The following is a 22,490-nucleotide window of genomic DNA, read 5'->3' on the forward strand; positions in this document are numbered from 1 at the left end:
TGAGGTTCCCATGCGCTTTTCCGATCTGCTCGACGCTGTCCGCAGCCAGCCGCAGGCGCTGTCCATTCCCGCCGAATGGGGTCAGGGGCGCGCGAGTTTCGGTGGCCTGGTCGCCGCGTTGCAGTACGAGGCCATGCGCGCGAAAGTCCCGGCGGATCGTCCGGTGCGGTCCCTGGCGATCACCTTTGTCGGCCCGGTCGAGCCCGATGTACCGGTGAGTTTTGAAGTCGATGTGTTGCGCGAAGGCAAAGCCGTCAGCCAAGTGCTGGGCCGGGTGATGCAGAAGGGGCAAGTGGTGACGTTGGTCCAAGGCAGTTTCGGCGCCTCGCGACCGTCCGAAGTGGCCGTGGAGGCCCAGCCTGCACCCGAGATGAAACACTGGGACGACTGCCAGGAACTGCCCTACATCAAAGGCGTGACCCCGGAATTCATGAAGCATCTGGCGATGCGCTGGAGCGTCGGCGGGTTGCCGTTCACCGGCAACAAATCCCGGGACATGGGCGGTTGGGTGCGTTTGCGCGGGGATGTGAAAGAAGAGGCGCTGAGCGAGGCGTATATCCTGGCGCTGGTCGACGCCTGGCCGCCGGCCCTGTTGCCGCACCTGAACAAACCGGCGGCGGGCAGTACGCTGACCTGGACCATCGAATTCGTCCAGCCGCTATTAGCGCTGAGCACGTTGGACTGGTGCAAATACCTGGTAGACATCGAACTCGCCCGTGACGGCTACGGTCACGCGGCGGCGAAGCTGTGGAGCGCTGACGGTCAGTTGATCGCCATGAGCCGGCAGACCGTGACGATTTTCGCCTGACTCAACGACGGTGGCGCTTGCGCCAGGCGCGCCACCAGCCGCCGCTGAGGAAAAACCGTGGGAAGGTCAGGAATTGCTCGACCAGCAAACGTGACATCGCGTCTTTGCGATCCGAGAACGGCTCGGAGGCTTGCGCCTCCAGGCTGTGACCGTGACGCTGCAAACCCAGGGCGGCGATGATGCCAATTACGCCGATCACGATATTCAGCACGCTCAGGCTGAACACCCCGGACACAATCAGCAAGAACCCGATGATGAACAGCGGCACGGCAATCAGGTGCAACGCCAGGTTGGTCGGGTGCTGGTGATTGTGCGGGTACGACCGCCATTGCCAGGCCGGAAGGTTGGGGTGACGTTTGCCCATGATGAAACTCCTCAATCCATGTTGAACACATGCTTGAAGAATAGGCGTGGCGACGGTGGGCGGCGAATCGAGGTTGGCTATCGAAGTGATAGCGGTAATGGTCAAATTTGATGTTGACCGGGTGGACGCCTTCGCGGGCAAGCCTCGCTCCTACGGATTGGGGTGTTCACAAAAAATGCGAACGGCGCACACCTGTAGGAGCAAGGCTTGCCCGCGATGGCGCCCTTAGAGTTTCAATTGTCCGATCGCCTTGCTCAACTCCCCAGCCAACGTCGCCAACTCATTACTGGTATTCGCCGAATCCACCGTTTGCTGCACGGTGTTCTCGGTGACATCGCGAATGCTCACCACCGAGCGATTCATCTCCTCCGCCACATGACTCTGCTGCTCGGCCGCCACCGCAATCTGCGTGTTGCTTTCACGCATCTGCGCCACCGCGCTGGTGATTTGCGCCAACGCCACGCCGGCCTCTTGGGCCTGTTGCACGCAGTCATCAGCCTTGAACGAACTTTCCTGCATGAAATCCACAGCGTCCCGAGTCCCGGCCTGCAACGCCGACACCATCAAGGTGATTTCATCGGTCGAGGTTTGCACGCGCTTGGCCAGGTTGCGCACTTCATCGGCGACCACCGCAAAACCCCGGCCCATTTCACCGGCTCGCGCGGCCTCGATGGCGGCGTTGAGCGCCAGCAGGTTGGTTTGCTCGGCGATGCTGTGAATCACACTGACGACGCCGTTGATCTTCTGACTGTCCTCGGCCAGGCGCTGGATCATCTCGGCGGTCTGCTGCACGCCGCTGGATAACCCGGCGATCGACTTCTGCACCCGACTGACCACCTCCTGGCCGCTGCCAGCCAGGGTGTCGGCGCTTTGCGACAGGTCGCGGGTGGCGCCGGCGTGCTGGGCAATGTGATAAACCGTGGCGGTCATTTCATTGATCGCGGTGGCGGCCTGATCGGTTTCGCTTTGCTGGCCGAGCATGCCGTGACGCACGTCGTTCATGCTCGCCGCCAATCGCGCCGCGCCGACATCCAGTTGCCGGGCGGTATTGGCGACGGTGTTGACCACCCGCTGATAACCGGCCTGCATGGCATTGAACGCATTGGCCATCTGCCCGACTTCGTCCTTGCAGGCCAGGGGCACGCGGGCCGACAGGTCGCCGGTTTTCTCGACGTGCAGCATCACGTCTTTCAAGGTGTTGAGCTGGCTGAGCAAGAAGCGGATCAGCAATTGCGAAGCACCCAACATCGCCAGCATCAGGATCGCCACGGCCATCGCATAGTTGAAGAAGCGTTCGCTGAACACTTGGCTCAGGCTCGGGCCGTAAGCGATCACCGCGACTTGCTGGCCATCAGCGCGGCTGAAGACTTCGGCGCCCATCAATGGGTTGTCGCCGAACAGCGGCATGACATTGATCTCGACCCAACCGTTGTTGGTATCGGTCAATTCCAGTACCGGTTGATCGTTCAACCGTGGGGCCTGGCCGTGATTGAAGATCAACAGGTTATCGGCCTTGGGCAGCGGCTGCCCGGCGGGCCAGGCGCTGAGCAACCGTGCCTGGGCCTGGGCCGACGCCTGGGACGCGTGGCTGCGGGCCTGCTGTTCGAGTTGTACGGCGTACAACACCAACAGCAGGGTAGTGACGAAGGCGACCGCATTGACCGCCCAGAATTTATATTTCAGTGAGATGTTGCTAAGCCAGGCACCCATAGGAAGGTCTTCTCTGATAGCGGAAACAGCATTGGCAAGGTGCCAGTATTGTGCCGCTATGCAGGCGTCCGGATTTTGATGCAGGTCAACAACAGCTACACAGATATTGAAGACAACACTCACCCCTGTGGGAGCGAGCTTGCTCGCGATGGCGGTGGCACATCCAACATCAAAGCGTCTGGCAGACCGCTATCGCGAGCAAGCTCGCTCCCACAGGGGGGGGTGATTACAGGGGGATTGTGGGCAGATTGAAGAATGCCCGTGCACACGCCGTGGTGTGTGCCGCGAGGTCTTCTTCGCTCTCCTCACGATGCAACGCCACTTCGCGCAGCACTTCAGTCAAATACACCGGCTCATTCCGCCCGTTCTTCGGTTTCGGCCGCAAACTGCGCGGCAGCAGGTACGGCGCGTCACTCTCCAGCATCAGGCGTCCGCGTTTGATTTCCTTCACCAACGGATGCAGATGCGTGCCCCGACGTTCATCACAGATCCAGCCGGTGATGCCGATGTGCAGATCCAGATCGAGGTAACTGAACAGCGCTTTCTTTTCACCGGTGAAGCAATGCACGACGGCGGCCGGCAATTGATCACGGTAGTCGCGCAGGATTTCCAGCAGGCGCTGGCTGGCGTCGCGTTCATGCAGGAACACCGGCAATTGCAGCTCGACCGCCATGGCCAGGTGCTGTTCCAGGACCTTTTCCTGCTGCGGGCGTGGCGAGAAATCTCGATTGAAATCCAGCCCGCATTCGCCCACGGCCACCATGTTCGGTTCCTTGAGCAAACTGCGCAGGCGCTGTTCGCTGTCGGCGTTCCAGTCGCTGGCGGAATGGGGGTGAATGCCGGCGGTGGCGAACAGCCGTTGTGCGCTTTCGTCCAGTTGCCGACACAGCTCCAACGCCTGTTCGCTGCCGTCGACGCTGGTCCCGGTGAGCACCAATTGGCAGACCCCGGCAGCGTAGGCGCGATCGAGTACAGCTTGGTGTTTATCGTCGAAACTGGGGTTGGTCAGGTTGACGCCGATATCGATGAGTTGCATGGTGCTACCTCGGACCAAAGGCCGGAAAGCATATCAGAGCTGTAGATTTATAAGAAAAGCCAAGAACTACAACGAGTTAAAGCTGTCTCTTGATGCCGCGAGACAGGTCGGGTTGGTGAAACTGCCATCACTGTGCCAGTCTTTCGCACTTTGCCAGCGCTCAAGGCGCTCTGTTTCTGTCGTTCGATGTCATGAATTTTCATGAGGTCGGCCAGTATTCTTTCCGGAGAGTGGATGACACGTCCCTCGGTTTTGCTACTGCTGTGTTGTTCGTTGCTGCTGCCGCTGCCGGCGGTTGCGCGTCTGGCCGGACCGCTGCAAGCCGTGCCGACCACCAAGGTGCGCGACCTGGCGGAAATCCGCAGCAGCCGCGTGCTGAAAGTCCTGGTCAACCAGAGCCGCAACAGCTCCGGTGAAGTCCAGGGGCAGGCCATCGGTGTCGAATACCACCGCCTGCGCGCCTTCGAGCAATACCTCAACGGCCACGCCCGCGACGGCCAGGAAATTACCCTCAAGATCATCCCCAAAGCCAAGGACCAACTGCTCGGCGCCTTACAGCGCGGGGAGGGCGATCTGGTGGCGCCGGGGGAATTGCTCGATCCGCAATCCGGCCATGCCGTCAGTACCAGCGAACCGATTGCCAGCAACGTGCCGCTGATCCTGGTCGGCATCAAGGGCGAACGCCGTTACACGAAACTCGAACAACTCTCCGGCAAAACCCTGGCGTTGCCGACCGGTAGCGCCGCCGGGGATGCGGTCAGCCAGATCAATCAAAAACTTGCCCTGCACAAACTGGCGCCGATCAAGGTCGAGTGGGTCGATCCCAGTCTGGCGGTCGAGGATGTGCTGGAGATGGTCCAGGGTGGGATCTTTCACCTGACCATCGTCGAGCAACCGATCGCCGAGCGCTGGGGCAAGATCCTGCCCAAGTTGCGCTTCGATCGACAACTGCTGATCAGCGAACCGGGCGAGGAATACTGGTTCGTGCGCCGCGATGCCTCAATGCTGCGCGCGAGTATCGATCGCTTCCTGACCACTTACAAAAAGCCGTCGGATGAGGACGTGGCGTTCCTGCGCATCTACCGACGGCTGTATCAAGTGCACTATCCGCTGGCCAAGGCGGATCGACAGCGCCTGGAAAAACTCCGCCCGGTGCTGCAAAAACACGCGGACGCCCAAGGCATGGATTGGCTGAACCTGGCGGCGCTCGCGTTCAAGGAGTCGGCGCTGCAACCCGAGGCGCGCGGTAGCGGCGGCCCGACGGGCCTGATGCAGATCACCCCGTCGGCCGCCCAGCGGGTCGGCGTCAACAATATTCAGAACCTCGACGCCAATGTGCAGGCCGGGGCCAAGTACCTGGCGATGATCCGACGCAAATTCTTCTCCAGCCCCAAACTCAACGAGCGTGAGCGCATGGCGTTCGTGCTGGCGGCCTACAACATGGGACCGGAACGTGTTCAAGGAATGCGTGCCGAGGCCCGGCGTCGGGGGCTGAATCCGAACCAGTGGTTCTTTCAGGTCGAGCGCATTGCCATGGAGCAGGTGGGAATGGGCGCCGTCAGCTATGTTAATAGCGTGAACAAGTATTACTTGGCGTTCGATCGGGAGCGGGAGTCGTTGGAGCCTCAAGGGCAAAAAGTGGCCTCACGGAAATGATCGACTAAACTGATTGTTATGGCGGAATATTTGCGCTTTTACCATTCGATTTAACGATTAATATAGCGGCCAACCAACACACACAATCAATGGATGACACAGCATGAGCTCACTGATCAACAAGGTACTGTTTACCCGCGCTGGCTACGGCCTGACTGTTCTGCGGATTTTCGTCGGCATCATCTTCGCTGCCCACGGTTCGCAGAAACTCTTCGGCCTGTTCGGTGGCTACGGGATTGCCGGTACCGCGCAGTACATGGAAAGCCTGGGCCTGGCACCGGGTCACCTGATGGCGATCCTGGCCGGTGGCACCGAGTTCTTCGCTGGCCTGGCCTTGATCATCGGTCTGCTGGTGCGCCCGGCGGCATTCGGGCTGATCTTCCTGTCGCTGGTGGCGATCTTCACGGTGCACATCAGCAACGGTTTGTTCATGGCCAACAACGGTTATGAGTTCGCCCTGGCCTTGCTTGGCGGTAGCGTCGCGGTGCTGATCGAAGGTGCCGGCAAGCTTTCGGCGGACCGCGCCATCGCTGGCTGACTGCTCTGGCTCAACGCAAAGGCCCGCATTGTGCGGGCCTTTTTTGTTGCGCGTCATTCTTGACACTGTCCGGTCAGGTTCTCTAGGATGCTGCCCATGCGCCGATTTAAACAGCTACTTGCGGGGCGCCAGGTGACTCATTCGGTTGCCGACAGAAGCCTGGAGCAGGCTTCGAAATACCGCTAAAGCGCTGGTTCGGTGTTGCCTCTCACCTGCCATGCAGACTTTCGAGGCAGAGACACGACCCAATGAATGCATTAAGCCCCGTTATACGTCCCGCGCCGATCACGGCACATCTCACCCAGCGCAATCCAAAAATCCTGCTTGGCGGCAAACATCAGCCGACGCTCCTGCGTTACCTCGATGGCTGGCCACGTCGCACCGGCGGTCCCGCCGCATTCCTGATCCAGTTTGTCGAAGACGGCGAGTCCCTGGCGCGTTTCGCCAACGACAGTTTTGATCTGGCGGTGATTCAGTCGCCCACGCTTGAAGATGCACCGGAAGTGATCAGGCAACTGACCCGGGTTGCCCGTCAGGGGTTGATTACCCGGCGTTGAAGCTACCGGCGTGGCTGAGTCATTTGTTTCGGCCTCTGAACTGGTTGGCCAATAGGCAATTGATTACGATGCCACTGCGTGTCGACCAGTCGGTATTAATGATGTTGAAACGCTGGATGTAACTATTGCCATCCCTTGAATGAAACCATTCATCGATTTTGTCGCTGAAGTCATCGGGCACAAACAGGCCTGTGTATTTGGCGCACTGAATCGAACGAAGTTGATAAAACTGTTTTGGCTGGGAAGAGGCTTCATCCATAAACTTTTTCAGGGTGTCAGTGGAGATATAGTTTTCGCCACTCCATTGCTGTTCAACGCCATTCCAGTAATCGGAGTTGTAACGGTATTGATTGTAGGAGATGACAACTGTTCTCCCGGGGAGGGTGTTCCAGATATGCTCGACGGTCGAGTACCTGAAACTGGAAGGGATGGTCCGGTTGCCAATTTTCCTGTCAATCAATAGCCGCAGTTCTTCATGCGCGGCCTCCGTGAAGTTATCGAATTGATGGAAGTTCAGTATTATCAGTTCTTTGGCTCTGGCGGCTTTGCTTGAAGACGTCTCATAGAATTCATTGAGCACGTCCAGGATGTCGGTGCCGACGAAGCGATTCAGGGAGTTTCCGTGATAGAGCGCGAAGCGCTTGGGGCTGCCATCCGCTTCTCCTGGCTCAAATCTCACTCGCAGGTCCAGCACTCGGATACCGGCTTTGATTTGTTCCGACGCTGGTACATCCTGGGTGATTTGCTGAGGGAAGTTAAGTATGGACGCTTTCTTGTCGGCGCCAGAGTTGTGGGTGCCAGGTAATATAAGTTCGTCGATGCGAAGTTTATTGAGGTATAGCGTGTTGTCCATCCAACGATCCAGACCTTCGATGCTGCTTGCCATGATTTATTCGTCCTTGAATAAGTTTTGAGTTTGATAAGTGCGCAATGATGGGCGCCTTATTAATTTCATTCAAGGACGTTAAGCTGTCAAAGTTTTTGAGTTGTATATATTTCGCTAGATATTGCTGCGTGGTTTTTATGGATAGGCAATGTCAACTATATAAACCAATTGTTCGCCCGTCGGTGTTTGTACTCGAACTTCGGCGTCGAGTGCTTTACCAATCAACGCACGTGCCAATGGCGAATCAATGCTGATCAGGCCCAGTTTCAAGTCCAGTTCATCCGGGCCGACGATGCGATAGCGCGATTCCTTGCCGTCTTCAGCTTCAATGGTGACCCAGGCGCCGAAATACACCTTGTTCGGATCGCTGGGTTTTTCACTGACGACTTTCAGCGCTTCCAGTCGCTTGGTGAGAAACCGCACGCGGCTGTCGATCTCGCGCAGCATTTTTTTGCCATAGGTGTACTCGGCGTTTTCCGAACGATCACCCTGGGCTGCCGCTTCGCTGACCGATTGCGTCACCTGCGGGCGGCGCACGTGCCAAAGCTCGTGAAACTCGGCACGCATCCGCGCTTCACCCTCGGGGGTGATCAGCGCGGTGCCAGCGGTGCGGGGAGGGCGATAACGGCTCATGGTGACTTCTTGTGATAGTGAGCGCTTGAGTCTATCAACCCTCGCGCAAGACTGTCAGGGGGCTGGCATTCAAGGCACGACGGGTGCCGAACACACCGGCACCACCGATCAGCACGGCGCCGATCAGCGGCAACACCAGCAGCCACGGATGCGGATGCCAGGGCAAGTCGAAGGCGTAGCGGTAAAGCACCAGGCTGACCAACTCCGAACCCAGTGCCGCCAGTAAACCGCTGACCGCGCCGAGCAGGCCGAACTCGATCCGCCGGGCCTTGACCAGCAATTGCCGCTCGGCCCCCAGCGCACGCAACAGCGCACCTTGGCGAATCCGTTCATCCAGCGTGGCTTGCAGGCCGGAGAACAGCACCGCCATCCCCGCCGCCAACACGAACAACAACACGTACTCCACCGCCAGGGTGACCTGGGCGAGAATGCTGCGCAGCTGTTCCAGCAAGGCTTCGACCTGCAGGATGGTCACTGCCGGGAACGCCCGGGACAGGTCGACAATCTGCTGGTCGTGACCCGCCGCCAGATAAAAACTGGTGAGGTAGGTCGCCGGCAGGTCCTTCAAGGTGCCGGGCTGGAAGATCATGAAGAAGTTCGGCTGGAAGTTGTCCCAGTTGATCTCCCGCAGACTGGTGACGTTCGCTTCGCGATTGACCCCGCCGACGGTGAACACCAGATGATCACCCAACTTGAGTTTCAGGCTTTCGGCAACCTTGCCTTCGACCGACACGCCAGGAATCTCATCCGGGGTCTGTTCGCTCCACCACTTGCCCGAGGTGAGCTTGTTGCCCGCCGGAAGGTCCGCCGCCCAGGTCAGGCTCAAGTCTCGCTGGATCGCCCGGTCACCGGCTGAATCCTTGCTGACGATGTCCTGCACCGCTTCGCCATTGATACTGATCAGCCTGCCGGGCACCACCGGGTACAGCGGCGCCGATTGTGCCGACAGCTCGATCAGGCGATCGGTGAACGCTTGTTTGTCCGCAGGCAGAATGTTCAGGGCGAAATAGTTCGGCGCGTTTTTAGGCAACTGGTTTTGCCAGGTGTCGAGCAATTCGCCGCGCAGCAAAGCGATCAGTGCCATGGACAGCAGAATCAAGCCGAAGGCCAGGGATTGGCCGGCGGCCGCCAGCGGGTGGCGTAGCAACTGGCCCAAGCCCAAACGCCATGGCAGCGAGGCGCGGGCCAGCATCCGGCGCAGGCTGTTGAGCAGCAACAGCAGCAAACCACCGAGCACCACGGCGGCGATCACGCCACCGCCCAGCAGCGCGAAGGTCAGCACCAGGTCCAGGCTCAAACGCCACATGATCAGCCCGAGCGCACCCAACGCCGCGCCGTAGACCATCCAGGTGCTGGACGGAATCGGCAGCATGTCCCGACGTAACACCCGCAATGGCGGCACCCGCCCGAGTGCGGCCAGCGGCGGCAGGGCAAAACCGGCCAGTGCTACCAGCCCCGTGCCGATCCCGGCGATTGCCGGCAGCAAGCCGCCCGGTGGGACGTCGGTGGGCAACAAGTCATGCAACAGCGCGAACAGCCCAAGTTGGGCGAGCCAGCCGATCAGGGCGCCGCTGAGGCTGGCGAGCAGGCCGAGCACCGTCAGCTGCAAACTGAACAGCACCATGGTTTCCCGGCGGGACAGACCCAGGCAACGCAGCAAGGCGCTGGCATCGAATCGGCGTGTGGCGAAGCGGGTCGCCGACAGCGCCACCGCTACACCCGACAGTAAAACGGCGACCAGACTGGCCATGTTCAAGTAGCGCTCGGCCTTGCCCAGGGCGCCACCGATTTGCCGGTTGCCGTCCCGGGCATCCTGGATGCGCTGGTTGGCGGCCAGTCCCGGTTTGATCAACTGGCGATAGGTTTCCAGCGCCTCGGCCTTGCCGCGCCAGAGCTCGCGGTAACTGACCCGGCTGCCGGGCTGCACCACGCCAGTGGCGGTGAGGTCGTTGAGGTTGATCAACACCCGCGGCGTCAAACTGTAGAAATTGCCGGCGCGGTCCGGCTCATAAGTCAGCACTCGCGTCAGCTTCAGGGTTTTCATGCCGACGTCGATGCTGTCGCCGATCTTCAGGTCCAGCGCCGTCAGCAGTCGTGCCTCGACCCAGGCTTCACCCGATTTCGGCCCGCCCCCGGATTCTTCGGGGGCAAACGGGGCGGGGGCACTTTTTAGTTCGCCGCGCAGCGGATAAACCTCGTCGGCCGCTTTGATGCTGGACAGCTGGATGCCGTTGTCGGTGGCGATGACACTGGAGAACTCCACCACCTGGGCGTGTTCGAGCCCGAGCTCGGTACCACTTCTGATCTGCTCGGGTCGCGCCGGCGAACTGCCTTCGAGCAACAGGTCGGCGCCAAGAAACTCGGTGGCGCGCAACATCATGGCGCCGTTGAGGCGGGCGCCGAAATAGCCGATGGCGGTACTCGCCGCCACGGCCACCAGCAAAGCGAAGAACAACACCCGCAGCTCACCGGCGCGGGCGTCGCGCAGCAGTTGGCGGATGGCGAGGCTGAACAGGCGCAATAGCGGCAAGCGTGCCATCAAGGCTCCAGAGGGGCGACCAGCAGGCCGGCTTCAAGGCGGATCAGGCGCCGGCAACGATGTGCCAGGCGTTCGTCATGGGTTACCAGCACCAGGGTCGTGCCGCGTTCCTTGTTCAGTTCGAACAGCAGGTCGCTGATGCGCTCGCCGGTGTGGCTGTCGAGGTTGCCAGTGGGCTCGTCGGCGAACAGCACGTCGGGTTCGGCGGCAAACGCACGGGCGATCGCCACGCGCTGCTGTTCGCCGCCGGAGAGCTGGCGCGGCGAGTGGGTCAGGCGCTGGCCCAGGCCCACCCGTTGCAGCAATTCGGTGGCGCGCGCCCGGGCGTCTTTTCGTCCGTCGAGTTCCAGCGGCAGCATGACGTTTTCCAGCGCGTTGAGACTGTCGAGCAGTTGAAACGATTGAAAAACAAATCCCACGTGCTCGGCGCGGATGCGTGCGCGTTGGTCTTCGTCGAGATTGCTCAGGGCTTGCCCGGCGAGGGTGACTTCGCCACTGCTCGGCAGATCGAGGCCGGCCAGCAGGCCGAGGAGGGTGGATTTGCCGGAACCGGAGGCGCCGACAATGGCCAAACTGTCGCCCTTGTTCAGTTCCAGGCTGAGTTCGTGCAGGATAGTCAGTTCACCTTCCGCGCTGGGAACCACTTTGCTGAGGTTCTTCGCGGTGAGAATGCTTGCGCCCATGGAGAATCCGATGCGTGTTTGGTTTTTGAGTGCTGGCCTGGCCTTGATGTGCATGGCCCAGAACGCAGCGGCGGGTACAGTCCTGATCGTTGGCGATAGTATCAGCGCCGGTTTCGGACTGGATACACGTTTGGGGTGGGTGTCGCTGCTTGAGCAACGGCTCAAGCGCGAAGGTTTCGACGATAAAGTGATCAACGCCTCCATCAGCGGCGACACCAGTGCCGGAGGCCAGGCACGCCTGCCGGCGCTGCTTGCAGAGCATAAACCGGAGCTGGTCATCCTCGAATTGGGAGGCAACGACGGCTTGCGCGGAATGCTGCCAACACAATTGCAACAAAACCTTGCGGCGATGATCGACAGCTCCCGCGCCAGCGGTGCGAAGGTGCTGTTGCTGGGGATGCAATTGCCACCCAACTACGGCGCCCGTTACACCGAGGCCTTTGCGAAGGTCTACGGCACGCTGGCGCAAGAGAAAAAAATCCCGCTGGTCCCGTTTTTCCTCGATGGGGTGGGCGGTCATCCGGAGCTGATGCAAGCCGACGGCCTTCATCCGGCAGCAGCGGCTCAGGACAAGTTGCTGGAAAATGTCTGGCCGACGCTGAAACCGCTGCTTTGAAATATTTTCTCGGAGGTGTCAGAAGGGAGAAAGCTGTTTGCTATACCCAAATTTGACACCTGATGCGAAAAAGCCCCCGCACTCGCGCTGTTTTTTGCAGTTCTGGCATTCGGGGGCGAACTCGTTCTTCCAATCGCTGATCGATTTCCGGTAGTAGGGAAGAATATCCGGGTTCACCAGGCACAGCTGATGGTTGTAGACAGAGACGTTCATGCCGTACTTGGAGAGAATACCAACCGACTTGCTGAGCGTGTCTTTGTACTCGATGGGGTCGATCCATAATTCGTCAAGATTGGCTCGGGTGAAGCCCATCATTTCAAGGCCCATCAGCGCCACTTGATCAACAAAAAGCAGGTTGCGGGCGATGAACTCACACAGTTCAGGAAGTCGCTGCACCGAGAGCTTGTGTATGACCACTCGGATCTCAACCCTCTGACCCAAGCGCTTCAGATTAAGAATGCCCTGAATGGTTTCGTCGAATGCTCCTTGCGCCTGGACGATGTAGTCATGCAGGGTCGGATCGTCTGAGTAGACCGGGATTCCAATCATCGCGTCGGACAATTCAATCGCTGCATATTCTTCTGCAAACGCTGGGTCTTTGAAGCTTCGACCGTTCGATAGGATGTGAATTGCGGTCCTCGGCAGATAGCTTTTGGTCAGACGGATAATCTTGAGAAAGCGTTCTTTGTTCGTCGTTGGTTCACCTCCAGTAAACCCTAGCTCCCGGGTTTCTTTGGGGACCAACGGAATCAAACTCTCGATTTCATCGAGTAGCCATGAATCATCGGCTGTTTTCGGTGGCTGCGAGCACATAAGACAGTAATTGTTGCACTGCTCGGTTAGCAGAATGCTGTTGTTCGGTGACGATGCACGAAACAAAACTCGGATGCTCTGACGATCAGCGGAAAGTCGGATAACGTCATTGTCACCGATGTAGCTGTAGTCATCCGGCAGGATCGAATAATCGGAACCGACAGGCAGTTCTTTGGCTAGCTTTTGATGTTGCTCTGTCAGCAGGTAGTGGGCGAATCCGCTGGGGATCTGATGATCGGAAATCAGATAGGCCAGTTCCCGGCGTAAGACTTCAGGCAGGTTCCGGTTAGTCGAAACCTTGATCAGCGTGAGGTCCTTGTAAACATTAACCGCGTGGATACGGATAACCTTGCCGCTGAGCTTCAGCATCGATTGGCCCATCCCATAAAAATCCGTTTCGTATGTTCGTCGCTTTCCATCAGTTCAATGAGATGCTTGAAAATCGCCATGTTGCGCTTGCAGAACGAGGATTCTGGCTTTCTCGCTACCAGGTCATTATGCATGGCGTGATGGTAGACGGGCTCTGCGCCACAGTAAGGCTCAAACGCACAGTCAGAGCACATAGGGGCGCTTAAGGTGAAGGAGTTTTCCAGTGCATCCAGAAGCTGATCGGAGAGGATGATCTCCTCATAGGAATGCTCAAGAACGTTACCCAGCCTGAACGTATGATCGCCCATCTCGGCAAGCATCCGGCTTTCATCGGAGGCGTAGACGGCCCCATCGTAATTGAACACGATGGCGGCGATACCTGCGCCAGCGGGGTTCATCAAATCAACAAAGCCGGGATCCCCTGAGGTCAGCATTTTTGTCAGCACAAGCGAGGAGTACTGCTCGACAAACCGTACCCCGGACTTGTTTAGCTCAATGATGTACTCAAGACCTTCCTTGTAAAATTCCAGCCAACGCTCCGAGTCATACGACATGAATTTCTTGGTCTTGATTGCAAAGCCGTAGGGGGAAAGTGTACGGAGAAAAATCCCGTCAAAACCCAGACGCAAGTATTCATCGATGATGTCACGCGCTCGTGGCAGGCTTTTATCGGTAGTCGTCATCAGCGCCGACACTTGGTCGTAGCCTAGAGCTGCACGGGCTTTCTTCAGACCTTCCTCGAAGCGCTGATGACTGTCTCGTCCGGGGCGGGGGCGGTTCGCATTATGGAGATCCATTGGCCCGTCGAGAGAAGAAGAAAGCACGATGTTGTGCTGCTTGCAGAAGGCGAGCATCTCATCTGTCAGTAGCGATAGCGTGGTTGCAATGACGAACTGAAGATCTCGACCTTCCTTGAAATTGCGTTTTTTCGCCTCAAGAACGATGTACTTCACCATCTCGAAATTCAGCAGTGGCTCGCCACCCTGAAACTCTATTTTGATCGCTGGATTCGGAGACCTGAAAACAAAATCCAACGACTTTTCAGCCATCTCCGTCGTCATGTCGAATGCACCTTTGCTCTCCGATTGCCGTGATACCTGGCAATACGGGCAACTGTGGTCGCAGCGAAGGGTTACGACAAAGATATGCAGATTGGTGAACTGGGCCAGTCTAGAGAATCGCGTGCGAATCTTGAGTGCCAGAAGCTGAAGCGGCGCATGCTCATCGGAAAATCGGATGAACTGCTTCGACCGGAGCGTAGGTATCAGCTCCGATGAGATCGGGAGCGTTTTGCTTATCAGCGGTTCGAGCATCGGTATCGGTATAACGTGAAACTCGCCTGCCATGTTGGTGATGACGTACTCGTCGTCATTCAGTCGATCAAATTTGAATGGAAGCAACTCGTAGGGACGTTGCTCTGCATAAAATTCCAGCTTTTGGAATTTACTCACTGGTCAGTCCGGTTTTTGAGAAGGCCAGCCCAAGGATCAGATTCCTGATCGGTAGAGTCTCAGCGTTCAGCTGATGCCGCAGCTGGTAGTCGAGTACATCCTTTTTGAATTCTTGAATGGCAGACAGAAACGAAGATTCATCGATGCCGATATTGGAGGACAAGGCGCAGATAAATTTTCCATCGGCGCATGTGATATCGGTTGTCAGTGAGTTCATCGAGCGGTAAGCGGCTTTTTGCAGAACCTGTCCGTCATAAAGCCGCTCATCAAAGACGAGCGTCGTCGCGCGTTCCATTTCAGGATCCCGAGTGGTGGGAACTATGTGAGCTGTGTGAGGCGTGCGAGCTATGAGAGGTGTGGTAAGCCATGAATTGACCGTGATCTCCACGTTTCAGGACAAACGCAAAAAGATCATTGCCGCCGCGAACCGAAAGGTTTTCGCTTTGAGGAGCCGATTTGAATGTAATGGTGGTGTCGGTGCTGGGTTCGACGATCTCGTGGGTGGCTAGAGCCGAGGCCTGTTCGGTAGCTACTGCAGCAGCCAGCGTTGCCATTGGTACCAGAAAGGAGCGCTTTTTCATTATTGGATTTCCTTATCGTCGGTGTGGGTATTCGCCGAGTGTCACTGGCGGATAGCCATGATGTCAATATGGAATTAGTGGCGAAGCTCTTCCCACCCCTTAAATCCGACAGACGTACCTTTGGCTGCCCAAGTTCGGGGTTTCGGTAGCCTCGTTACCGAGAAAAAAATCCCGCTGGTCCCGTTTTTCCTCGATGGGGTGGGCGGTCATCCGGAGCTGATGCAAGCCGACGGCCTGCACCCGGCAGCAGCGGCTCAGGACAAGTTGCTGGAAAATGTCTGGCCGACGCTGAAACCGCTGCTTTGACGCTTTTCTAGTGGCGGTGTTTCGGCTAAGGTGGCGCCCCCGATTTGGAGCCCCCGATGCCGCGTCCTGCCTGGTCCCTTTTTGCCTACCAACTGATCGAGCCTGACGAGCAGTTGGATCTGTTCGCCTGCCAGGAAGTGCGGGTGCATCTGGTGGCGCGTCAGCTGGAGCTCGGTGGTTCGGCGGACCGGACGCTGTGCGGCAGCCTGCTGCCGGCGCAGCCGCGTTGGTCGAGCGTGAATCGCACGGTGTTTCAGGACCAGCGTTTGTGCTCGCTGTGCCGGGCCATCCTTGAGTCGCAGAAACGCGGCACCTCGCCGATCTGGCCGGAATTGCGCTTCGAGCTTTAGATCTGTGTGGGAGCGGGCTCGCTCGCGAAAGCGGATTAACATTCAACGTTTGTGTCGACTGGTGCATCGCTTTCGCGAGTAAGCCCGCTCCCACATTTGATCTCCTCGCGGTCCCTACATGAAAAAAACGTCATGTATCGCCTGCAATGTTCTCGACCTCCCCGAATTTACGGGCGTCGGTGTACAATCCCGTTCTTATACCCTTGTCGATCATGCGAAGGATTTTCCGGATGTTGCCGCGCTTTCCTGCCGTCACCCGCTGCCTGACCCTCGCCGCCCTCTGTGTGGCGGGTCCAGTTTCAGCACTAGAGCTGCCTCTACCGCCCCCTGGTGAAGACATCATCGGTCAGGTGCAAGTGATCAAGGCCAAGTACGAAGATACCTTCGCCGACCTTGGCACCACTTACGATCTGGGCTATTCGGAAATGGTTGCGGCCAACCCGGGCGTCGACGCCTGGCTGCCGGGCGCCGGCACCGAAATCATTCTGCCGACCCGCTTCATCCTGCCGCCGGGTCCGCGTGAAGGCATCGTCATCAACCTAGCCGAGTACCGCCTCTACTACTACCCGAAAGGCCGGAACGTGGTCTACACCTTCCCGCTGGGGATCGGTCGTGAAGGTTGGGGTTCGCCAATCGCCCACACCACCATCACGGCGAAAACGCCGAACCCGACCTGGACCCCTCCAGCGTCGATCAAGGCCGAGCATCTCGCCGACGGTGATCCGCTGCCGAATGTAGTGCCGGCCGGCCCGGACAACCCGCTGGGGCCGTTCAAGTTCAGCCTGGGCACCCCGGGCTACCTGATTCACGGCTCGAACAAGAAATTTGGTATCGGCATGCGTACCAGCCACGGTTGCTTCCGCATGTTCAACAACAACGTGCTGGAAATGGCGGGCATGGTGCCGGTCGGCACGTCGGTGCGGATCATCAACGACCCGTACAAGTTCGGCGTGAGTGGCGGCAAGGTTTATCTCGAGGCGCACACGCCGCTGGATGACAACGGCAATCCGTCGGTGGTCGACAAGCACACCGCCGTGATCAACGCGATGCTCAAGCGTGAAGACATCACCAACAACCTGCGCATGAACTGGGATGTGGTGCGTGATGTGGTGGCGGCCGAAGATGGCCTGCCGGTGGAAATCGCCGTGCCGAATTCGTCCGCGCCGATGGTGTCGAGCGTGCCGGTCGATCTGCAGCAGTAAGCACGCAAAAAGGAACCCGCCGACGTTGGCCGTCGGCGGGTTTTTTATGGCCGGTACTAAACGCCGGGCATAAAAAAAGCCGACCCATAAATGGATCGGCTTGATAACAACCCCGAAGGATTATTACTTGCGGCTAGCTTTGTCCAGCATGCGCAGAGCACGCTCGTTAGCTTCGTCAGCAGTCTGTTGTGCTTTTTGAGCAGCAGCCAGAGCTTCATCAGCTTTACGGTAAGCTTCGTCTGCACGAGCCTGGGAGCGAGCAGCTGCGTCTTCAGTAGCGGTCAGACGTGCTTCGGTTTCTTTCGATACGCTGCTGCAACCGGTAGCCAGAACTGCGGCCAGAGCCAGAGCAGAGAATTTCAGAACGTTGTTCATCGTGTTCCCCTTCAAGGACTTTCTATTAAGTAGCTGTCTCCTCAGAGTGAGGAAATAGCCGGCGTACATACTACCCATTACTTGTCGTAAGTAAACTGACGTAAAGCAAGAAGCAAAAAAAATTGTAGGCGTTGATTCTTTTTCGAGCAACTTTTAACTGCTCTGGATAAAAAATACCCAGCTGCAAGGCCCGAGATGAGCGAGCCGCATGAGAAAAGTTCCCTAATCCGAAGGCAGTATTTCCGGTCTTTGTTAAAGTCTGTCTACATGCTTTCGTCTACACTTTTGTTCGAATTTTGCGCAGCGCCTCTCATATCTTTCTGCATGTTCAGGTGACTTTAACAAAGGGCGCTCGTCTTAAGTCTCAACATCCGGCAATGTTCAGGCTTCGACCCGGGAAGATCTTCGGTCGAGCCGTCCCTGCATCACCCGGAGCAGCACCCCGCAGCCTCCCTCGGCATGATGACGAGCGTACCTTGAGCATTTTCGCCAATGGTGCCTACTATTTGATACGTGCCCAGGTTGCGCGAGATCGGTGTCGCTCTTCTCGGTGCCCATTCAGGCACAGGGTGGCGTAGATGTTCCTTCGCCGGAAAAACATCGGTAAGGTAGGGGTCAGAATCCAAGACCCGCGAGGAGTAGTGATGAGCGAGGCGTTGTCCATCCACCATGACCAGGCTGGTCATCAGTTCGAGACCAATGTGGACGGTCATCGTGCCTACCTGACCTATATGGATCTGGGGAAACAAACCCTGGATATCTATCGCACCTTCGTGCCCAACGCATTGCGTGGCCGTGGCATTGCGGCGGCATTGACCGAGCAGGCCCTGCAATACGCCGAAGAAATGGGCTACACGGTGATTCCATCGTGCTCCTACGTGGAGCGCTACATGGAACGTCATCAGCGGCACGCGGCCAAGCTGAGCCAGTAAACACAACGCATAAAAAAACGCCGGGTTTCAGCCCGGCGTTTTTTTTGTGCCCGAGTTCTTTGTTTCCGAAGCTGCAATCAACTGCGATCGCGTTTCGGCAGCACATCCTTGAGCTTGGCGTGCATGCTGCGCAAGGTGTTTTCTGTGGCAGTCCAATCGATGCAGGCATCGGTGATCGACACGCCGTATTGCAGGTCGGCGAGGTCTTTCGGGATCGCCTGGCAGCCCCAGTTCAGATGACTCTCGACCATCAGGCCGATGATCGACTGGTTGCCTTCGAGGATCTGGTTGGCGACGTTCTCCATCACCAGCGGTTGCAGGGCCGGGTCCTTGTTGGAGTTGGCGTGGCTGCAATCGACCATGATGTTTGGCTTGATCTTGGCCTTGTTCAGCGCTTGCTCGCAGAGCGCAACGCTGACCGAATCGTAGTTCGGCTTGCCGTTACCACCGCGCAGTACCACGTGACCGTAGGCGTTGCCCTTGGTGGTGACGATCGACACGCCACCTTCCTGGTTGATGCCAAGGAAACGGTGCGGGCTGGAAACCGACTGCAGGGCGTTGATCGCCACGGTCAGGCCGCCGTCGGTGCCGTTCTTGAAGCCGACGGCCGAAGACAGGCCGGACGCCATTTCACGGTGAGTCTGGGATTCGGTGGTGCGCGCGCCGATGGCCGACCAACTGATCAGGTCCTGCAAGTATTGCGGGGAGATCGGGTCGAGGGCTTCGGTGGCGGTCGGCAGGCCCATCTCGGCCAGGTCCAGCAGCAACTGGCGACCGATGTGCAAGCCGTCCTGGATCTTGAACGAGTCGTCCAGGTACGGATCGTTGATCAGACCTTTCCAGCCGACGGTGGTACGTGGCTTCTCGAAATACACGCGCATGACCAGATACAAGGTATCGGACACTTCGGCCGCCAGGGCTTTCAGGCGCTCGGCGTATTCGTGGGCAGCCTTGATGTCGTGGATCGAGCACGGCCCGATCACCACGAACAGGCGGTGGTCGGTACCATCAAGAATGTTGCGAATGACTTCGCGGCCCTTGGTCACGGTGCGCAGGGCAGCGTCGCTCAAAGGGATATCACGCTTGAGCTGATCGGGAGTGATCAGGGTTTCGTTGGAAGCGACGTTTAGGTCGTTGATCGGTAAATCAGCCATCGTTTACTCGTCAGGTCACGGGTGCCGGCCGCCAGCGAACCCGCGCGGCGGAGCACAGCAAATTAAGCGCGTCGGGGGACCCGAACCTTAGCGCGTTACACCGTGACTCGACAATGGGCAGACGGCTGTTTAATCCAGCACAGGCTGCGCAAAAGCCTTGCGAACCGTGTCGTGGGAGAACTCATCGGCATGCTGCTGGACCCATTCGAGGGCCAGGGCTTGAGCTTCCTGCAGATCATCATGGGCATCATGCAGGCGGCAATAACGCTCGATCTGGCATACCTGCTCGCCCATCCGCGCACTGAACAGCATCTGCTCATCGACAAACGCAATGCCCACCAGATAGCCGCGCTTTCGGCGCAGGCACCAGGCGACGTAGCCCAAAAAACGCAGGTCGGGGTTCAAGGTCGGCATGCGCACTTCCAGCGCCGTGCCGTGGCGCCAGGCGCGGTGGTAATTGCAAGCCATGCCGCCGAGGCTGATAGTGTGCAGCCGTTGCCGTGAAATGCACTCATGTTTGAGCAGCGTAAGTTCCACGGGCACATCGTCAGGATGAGGAAGAAAACGTCCCATGAACACGGACTCCCTGTGTCGCCCATTTGACATTGTTTCCCCCAGTATAGTGGTCGAATCGGAACTGACCGATTTTGACGCCGACCAACGGCTGCTGGCGATGAGCGGCGTTTCCCTGGTGATTTTCACCAGTGTCGGCTGCGCCAGTTGCCGTTTTGCCCGGGAGCAATTGCCCAGGCTCGATCTGGCGGTCGATCGGTTGTGCTGGATCGACGCCGCCGACAACGGCGGGTTGGTGGAACGTTATGAGGTTTTTCATTTGCCGGCGCTGTTTGTGGTGCGCGACGGTGAGTTCTTTGGGGCAGTACAGGCGCGCCTTACCGACACCGAACTGAATCAGGCGGTGGGCCAGGCGCTGAGTCGAATTGCTGAGGAGTTGCCATGATGGGAGCAGTTGCCAAGCCGACAATCGGCATTATCGGGACTGGCGCAATCGGTGGTTTTTATGGCGGGATGCTGGCGCGCGTCGGTTTCGATGTGCATTTTCTGTTGCGCAGCGAATTTTCAGCGGTCGCCGAGCGCGGCTTGCAACTCAATAGCGCCGTGCATGGCGCGGTGACGTTGAATCCGGTCCAGGCTTACTCATCGGCCGAAGACATGCCGCCCTGTGACTGGTTACTGGTGGCGGCGAAAAGCACTAGCCCGGGGCTCGCGCCGATCATCATTGAAGCCGCCGCGCCGGGCGCCAAAGTGTTGTTGCTGCAAAATGGCCTGGATGTCGAAGACAGTCTGCGCGAGTCGCTACCGGATTCGCTGCATCTGCTCGGTGGGCTGTGCCTGATTTGCGTCCACCGCGAAGGGCCCGGCGTGATTACCCATCAGGCCCTGGGCACAGTGAATGTCGGTTACCACAGCGGCCCGGCCAGCGATGAGGCGGCGCGCATGTGGATTGTCGAGGAGGGCGCCGGGCTGTTCCGCGCCGCCGGCATCGATTCCCAGGTCATGCCCAATTTGCATCAGGCGCGCTGGCAGAAACTGGTCTGGAATATTCCTTACAACGGTCTGTCGGTGCTACTCGGGGCGAGCACCACACCGTTGATGGCCGATGCCGACAGCCGGGCGCTGATCCAGGCGTTGATGGCCGAAGTGGTGCAGGGCGCCAAGGCCTGCGGTCATGACATGCCACTCGGTTATGCCGACTACCTGTTCATGATGACCGAGAAAATGCCTGACTATTGGCCGAGCATGTACCACGATTTCCTGCACAAACGACCGCTGGAACTGGAGGCGATTTACGCCCGGCCACTGGCGGCGGCGAAAGCGGCGGGATGTGAGTTGCCACGCATCGAGGCCTTGTATCGGGCGCTCGGTTTTATCGATCGACGTAACGTTTGAGTCGATCCACCAGAGGGGAAAGGCATGGCCAAGGACATAGATGACAAATTGGTGCTGGCGATTTCTTCGCGCGCACTGTTCGACCTGAGCGAAAGCCACAAGGTCTATCTGTCGGACGGGGTCGAGGCTTATCGGCAATACCAGATCGAGCACGAAGACGAAGTTCTCGCGCCCGGTGATGCGTTCCCACTGGTGGAAAAACTGCTGAACCTCAACGCCAGCCTGGGTCGTGCCCGGGTCGAAGTGGTGCTGGTCTCGCGCAACAGTGCTGATACTGGTCTGCGGGTGTTCAACTCGATTCATCACTACGGCCTGGCGATTTCCCGCGCGGCATTTGTCGGTGGGCGCAGTCCGTATCCGTACCTCAAGGCCTTTGGTTGCGACCTGTTTCTCTCGACCCACGCCGAAGATGTGCGCAGCGCATTGGACGCCGGTTTTGCTGCAGCGACCATTCTCTCCGGCGGTGCGAGCCGTGCCGCCAGTGATGAACTGCGCATTGCCTTCGACGGGGATGCCGTGCTGTTTTCCGACGAGTCGGAGCGGGTCTATCAGGCCGGTGGGCTGGAAGCCTTTCAGGCCAGCGAACGCGAAGCGGCCCGTGAGCCGTTGCGCGGTGGACCGTTCAAAGGCTTCCTCGCGGCGCTCAATCTGTTGCAGCGTGAGTTTCCCGAAGACGCCTGCCCGATCCGCACCGCGCTGGTCACCGCGCGTTCGGCACCGGCCCACGAGCGGGTGATCCGCACGTTGCGCGAGTGGGACATTCGTCTGGACGAATCGCTGTTTCTCGGCGGCCTGACCAAAGCGGCGTTTCTGGAAGCCTTTGCCGCCGACGTGTTTTTCGACGATCAGGCCGGTCATTGCGAACTGGCGCGCGAAGTGGTCGCCACCGGTCACGTGCCACATGGCATAAGCAACGAGCAGAAAGTTTAAGCCCCTGCTTCAAGGTGTTACGCGGCACGTCGTACTCGGCAAGGCACTGCTAAGCTGAATCAATCTCCGCCATGTCGGCACGCAAGGAGGTCA

25 protein-coding genes and 1 pseudogene are annotated in these 22,490 nt (G+C 58.5%); 12 read left to right on the plus strand and 14 right to left on the minus strand.

The window, feature by feature from the left end; translation table 11 throughout:
- The first annotated feature begins 10 nt into the window (after positions 1-10).
- Positions 11-808, plus strand: a complete 798-nt coding sequence (locus HB680_RS22770; protein ID WP_213940735.1) for an acyl-CoA thioesterase domain-containing protein — start codon at positions 11-13, stop codon at positions 806-808.
- A 1-nt stretch (position 809) separates the two neighbouring features.
- Here the strand turns inward: HB680_RS22770 and HB680_RS22775 are convergent, their stop codons facing one another.
- The 3 genes from HB680_RS22775 to HB680_RS22785 all read right to left on the minus strand — a co-directional run bounded on the left by HB680_RS22775 (position 810) and on the right by HB680_RS22785 (position 3,918).
- The gene (locus HB680_RS22775) at positions 810-1,172 is read right to left on the minus strand and encodes a terminase (RefSeq protein ID WP_213940736.1); all 363 of its coding nucleotides are present in this window, start codon (positions 1,170-1,172) and stop codon (positions 810-812) included.
- 225 nt (positions 1,173-1,397) lie between these two features.
- Positions 1,398-2,882 (minus strand): methyl-accepting chemotaxis protein, encoded by a 1,485-nt coding sequence (locus HB680_RS22780; RefSeq protein WP_213940737.1) that lies wholly within the window; start codon positions 2,880-2,882, stop codon positions 1,398-1,400.
- A gap of 226 nt (positions 2,883-3,108) precedes the next feature.
- Positions 3,109-3,918: a TatD family hydrolase gene (locus tag HB680_RS22785; protein WP_213940738.1), complete on the minus strand. Its 810-nt coding sequence runs from the start codon at positions 3,916-3,918 to the stop codon at positions 3,109-3,111.
- Positions 3,919-4,152: 234 nt separating this feature from the next.
- On the opposite strand from HB680_RS22785, the gene HB680_RS22790 reads away from it, so the two are divergent.
- The 3 genes from HB680_RS22790 to HB680_RS22800 all read left to right on the plus strand — a co-directional run bounded on the left by HB680_RS22790 (position 4,153) and on the right by HB680_RS22800 (position 6,669).
- Entirely contained in the window at positions 4,153-5,574 is a 1,422-nt protein-coding gene (locus HB680_RS22790; protein WP_213940739.1) for a transglycosylase SLT domain-containing protein, read from the plus strand.
- Between the two features lie 103 nt (positions 5,575-5,677).
- A complete protein-coding gene (locus tag HB680_RS22795) occupies positions 5,678-6,112 on the plus strand; it encodes a DoxX family protein (protein WP_213940740.1) in 435 nt (144 codons plus the stop codon).
- Positions 6,113-6,360: 248 nt separating this feature from the next.
- The gene (locus tag HB680_RS22800) at positions 6,361-6,669 is read left to right on the plus strand and encodes a class I SAM-dependent methyltransferase (RefSeq protein ID WP_213940741.1); all 309 of its coding nucleotides are present in this window, start codon (positions 6,361-6,363) and stop codon (positions 6,667-6,669) included.
- A 19-nt stretch (positions 6,670-6,688) separates the two neighbouring features.
- On the opposite strand, the gene HB680_RS22805 is transcribed toward HB680_RS22800, so the two are convergent.
- From HB680_RS22805 to HB680_RS22820, 4 genes are all read right to left on the minus strand, one after another.
- Positions 6,689-7,555, minus strand: a complete 867-nt coding sequence (locus HB680_RS22805; protein ID WP_213940742.1) for a hypothetical protein — start codon at positions 7,553-7,555, stop codon at positions 6,689-6,691.
- Positions 7,556-7,690: 135 nt separating this feature from the next.
- Positions 7,691-8,188 carry a transcription elongation factor GreB gene (gene greB / locus HB680_RS22810; protein WP_213940743.1) on the minus strand — a complete coding sequence of 166 codons (498 nt, stop codon included), beginning with the start codon at positions 8,186-8,188 and terminating at the stop codon, positions 7,691-7,693.
- A gap of 34 nt (positions 8,189-8,222) precedes the next feature.
- Positions 8,223-10,727, minus strand: a complete 2,505-nt coding sequence (locus HB680_RS22815; protein ID WP_213940744.1) for an ABC transporter permease — start codon at positions 10,725-10,727, stop codon at positions 8,223-8,225.
- On the minus strand, positions 10,727-11,410 hold the full coding sequence (locus HB680_RS22820) for an ABC transporter ATP-binding protein (protein WP_213940745.1): 684 nt from the start codon (positions 11,408-11,410) through the stop codon (positions 10,727-10,729). Before HB680_RS22820 ends, HB680_RS22815 begins: the two co-directional genes overlap by 1 nt.
- Before the next feature lie 10 nt (positions 11,411-11,420).
- On the opposite strand from HB680_RS22820, the gene HB680_RS22825 reads away from it, so the two are divergent.
- Positions 11,421-12,026 (plus strand): arylesterase, encoded by a 606-nt coding sequence (locus tag HB680_RS22825; RefSeq protein WP_213940746.1) that lies wholly within the window; start codon positions 11,421-11,423, stop codon positions 12,024-12,026.
- Between the two features lie 18 nt (positions 12,027-12,044).
- On the opposite strand, the gene hxsC is transcribed toward HB680_RS22825, so the two are convergent.
- From hxsC to hxsA2, 4 genes are read right to left on the minus strand one after another with little or no spacing between them, the layout of a single operon-like run.
- Positions 12,045-13,208 carry a His-Xaa-Ser system radical SAM maturase HxsC gene (gene hxsC / locus HB680_RS22830; RefSeq protein WP_213940847.1) on the minus strand — a complete coding sequence of 388 codons (1,164 nt, stop codon included), beginning with the start codon at positions 13,206-13,208 and terminating at the stop codon, positions 12,045-12,047.
- Positions 13,202-14,659 carry a His-Xaa-Ser system radical SAM maturase HxsB gene (gene hxsB / locus HB680_RS22835; RefSeq protein ID WP_213940747.1) on the minus strand — a complete coding sequence of 486 codons (1,458 nt, stop codon included), beginning with the start codon at positions 14,657-14,659 and terminating at the stop codon, positions 13,202-13,204. The genes hxsC and hxsB overlap by 7 nt, the downstream gene beginning before the upstream one ends.
- Positions 14,652-14,954 (minus strand): His-Xaa-Ser system protein HxsD, encoded by a 303-nt coding sequence (gene hxsD, locus HB680_RS22840; RefSeq protein WP_213940748.1) that lies wholly within the window; start codon positions 14,952-14,954, stop codon positions 14,652-14,654. Before hxsD ends, hxsB begins: the two co-directional genes overlap by 8 nt.
- 1 nt (position 14,955) lies before the next feature.
- Positions 14,956-15,240 carry a His-Xaa-Ser repeat protein HxsA2 gene (gene hxsA2 / locus HB680_RS22845; protein WP_213940749.1) on the minus strand — a complete coding sequence of 95 codons (285 nt, stop codon included), beginning with the start codon at positions 15,238-15,240 and terminating at the stop codon, positions 14,956-14,958.
- A 141-nt stretch (positions 15,241-15,381) separates the two neighbouring features.
- On the opposite strand from hxsA2, the pseudogene HB680_RS22850 reads away from it, so the two are divergent.
- The 3 genes and pseudogenes from HB680_RS22850 to HB680_RS22860 form a co-directional block, all read left to right on the plus strand.
- Positions 15,382-15,546, plus strand: a pseudogene (locus HB680_RS22850) (arylesterase); the annotation flags it as partial.
- 56 nt (positions 15,547-15,602) lie between these two features.
- Positions 15,603-15,896 carry a hypothetical protein gene (locus HB680_RS22855; RefSeq protein ID WP_054051999.1) on the plus strand — a complete coding sequence of 98 codons (294 nt, stop codon included), beginning with the start codon at positions 15,603-15,605 and terminating at the stop codon, positions 15,894-15,896.
- 230 nt (positions 15,897-16,126) lie between these two features.
- Positions 16,127-17,098: a L,D-transpeptidase family protein gene (locus tag HB680_RS22860; protein ID WP_213940750.1), complete on the plus strand. Its 972-nt coding sequence runs from the start codon at positions 16,127-16,129 to the stop codon at positions 17,096-17,098.
- A 123-nt stretch (positions 17,099-17,221) separates the two neighbouring features.
- On the opposite strand, the gene oprI is transcribed toward HB680_RS22860, so the two are convergent.
- Positions 17,222-17,473, minus strand: a complete 252-nt coding sequence (oprI, locus tag HB680_RS22865) for an outer membrane lipoprotei OprI (RefSeq protein WP_002553018.1) — start codon at positions 17,471-17,473, stop codon at positions 17,222-17,224.
- Between the two features lie 644 nt (positions 17,474-18,117).
- On the opposite strand from oprI, the gene HB680_RS22870 reads away from it, so the two are divergent.
- Positions 18,118-18,405 carry a GNAT family N-acetyltransferase gene (locus tag HB680_RS22870; protein WP_020800382.1) on the plus strand — a complete coding sequence of 96 codons (288 nt, stop codon included), beginning with the start codon at positions 18,118-18,120 and terminating at the stop codon, positions 18,403-18,405.
- 77 nt (positions 18,406-18,482) lie between these two features.
- Here the strand turns inward: HB680_RS22870 and HB680_RS22875 are convergent, their stop codons facing one another.
- Positions 18,483-19,559 carry a 3-deoxy-7-phosphoheptulonate synthase gene (locus HB680_RS22875; protein WP_007899930.1) on the minus strand — a complete coding sequence of 359 codons (1,077 nt, stop codon included), beginning with the start codon at positions 19,557-19,559 and terminating at the stop codon, positions 18,483-18,485.
- 129 nt (positions 19,560-19,688) lie between these two features.
- Positions 19,689-20,132 carry a PilZ domain-containing protein gene (locus tag HB680_RS22880; RefSeq protein WP_054613925.1) on the minus strand — a complete coding sequence of 148 codons (444 nt, stop codon included), beginning with the start codon at positions 20,130-20,132 and terminating at the stop codon, positions 19,689-19,691.
- On the opposite strand from HB680_RS22880, the gene HB680_RS22885 reads away from it, so the two are divergent.
- The 3 genes from HB680_RS22885 to HB680_RS22895 are packed head-to-tail and all read left to right on the plus strand — an operon-like array spanning position 20,131 to position 22,397.
- Positions 20,131-20,517 (plus strand): thioredoxin, encoded by a 387-nt coding sequence (locus HB680_RS22885; protein WP_213940751.1) that lies wholly within the window; start codon positions 20,131-20,133, stop codon positions 20,515-20,517. The two genes, HB680_RS22880 and HB680_RS22885, sit on opposite strands and share 2 nt — an antisense overlap.
- Entirely contained in the window at positions 20,514-21,467 is a 954-nt protein-coding gene (locus tag HB680_RS22890) for a putative 2-dehydropantoate 2-reductase (protein ID WP_213940752.1), read from the plus strand. The genes HB680_RS22885 and HB680_RS22890 overlap by 4 nt, the downstream gene beginning before the upstream one ends.
- A gap of 24 nt (positions 21,468-21,491) precedes the next feature.
- Positions 21,492-22,397 (plus strand): 5'-nucleotidase, encoded by a 906-nt coding sequence (locus tag HB680_RS22895; protein ID WP_213940753.1) that lies wholly within the window; start codon positions 21,492-21,494, stop codon positions 22,395-22,397.
- Positions 22,398-22,490 lie beyond the last annotated feature (93 nt).

It is taken from the genome of Pseudomonas sp. dw_612 (assembly GCF_018449725.1).
In the GTDB taxonomy this organism is placed as follows: Bacteria; Pseudomonadota; Gammaproteobacteria; order Pseudomonadales; family Pseudomonadaceae; genus Aquipseudomonas.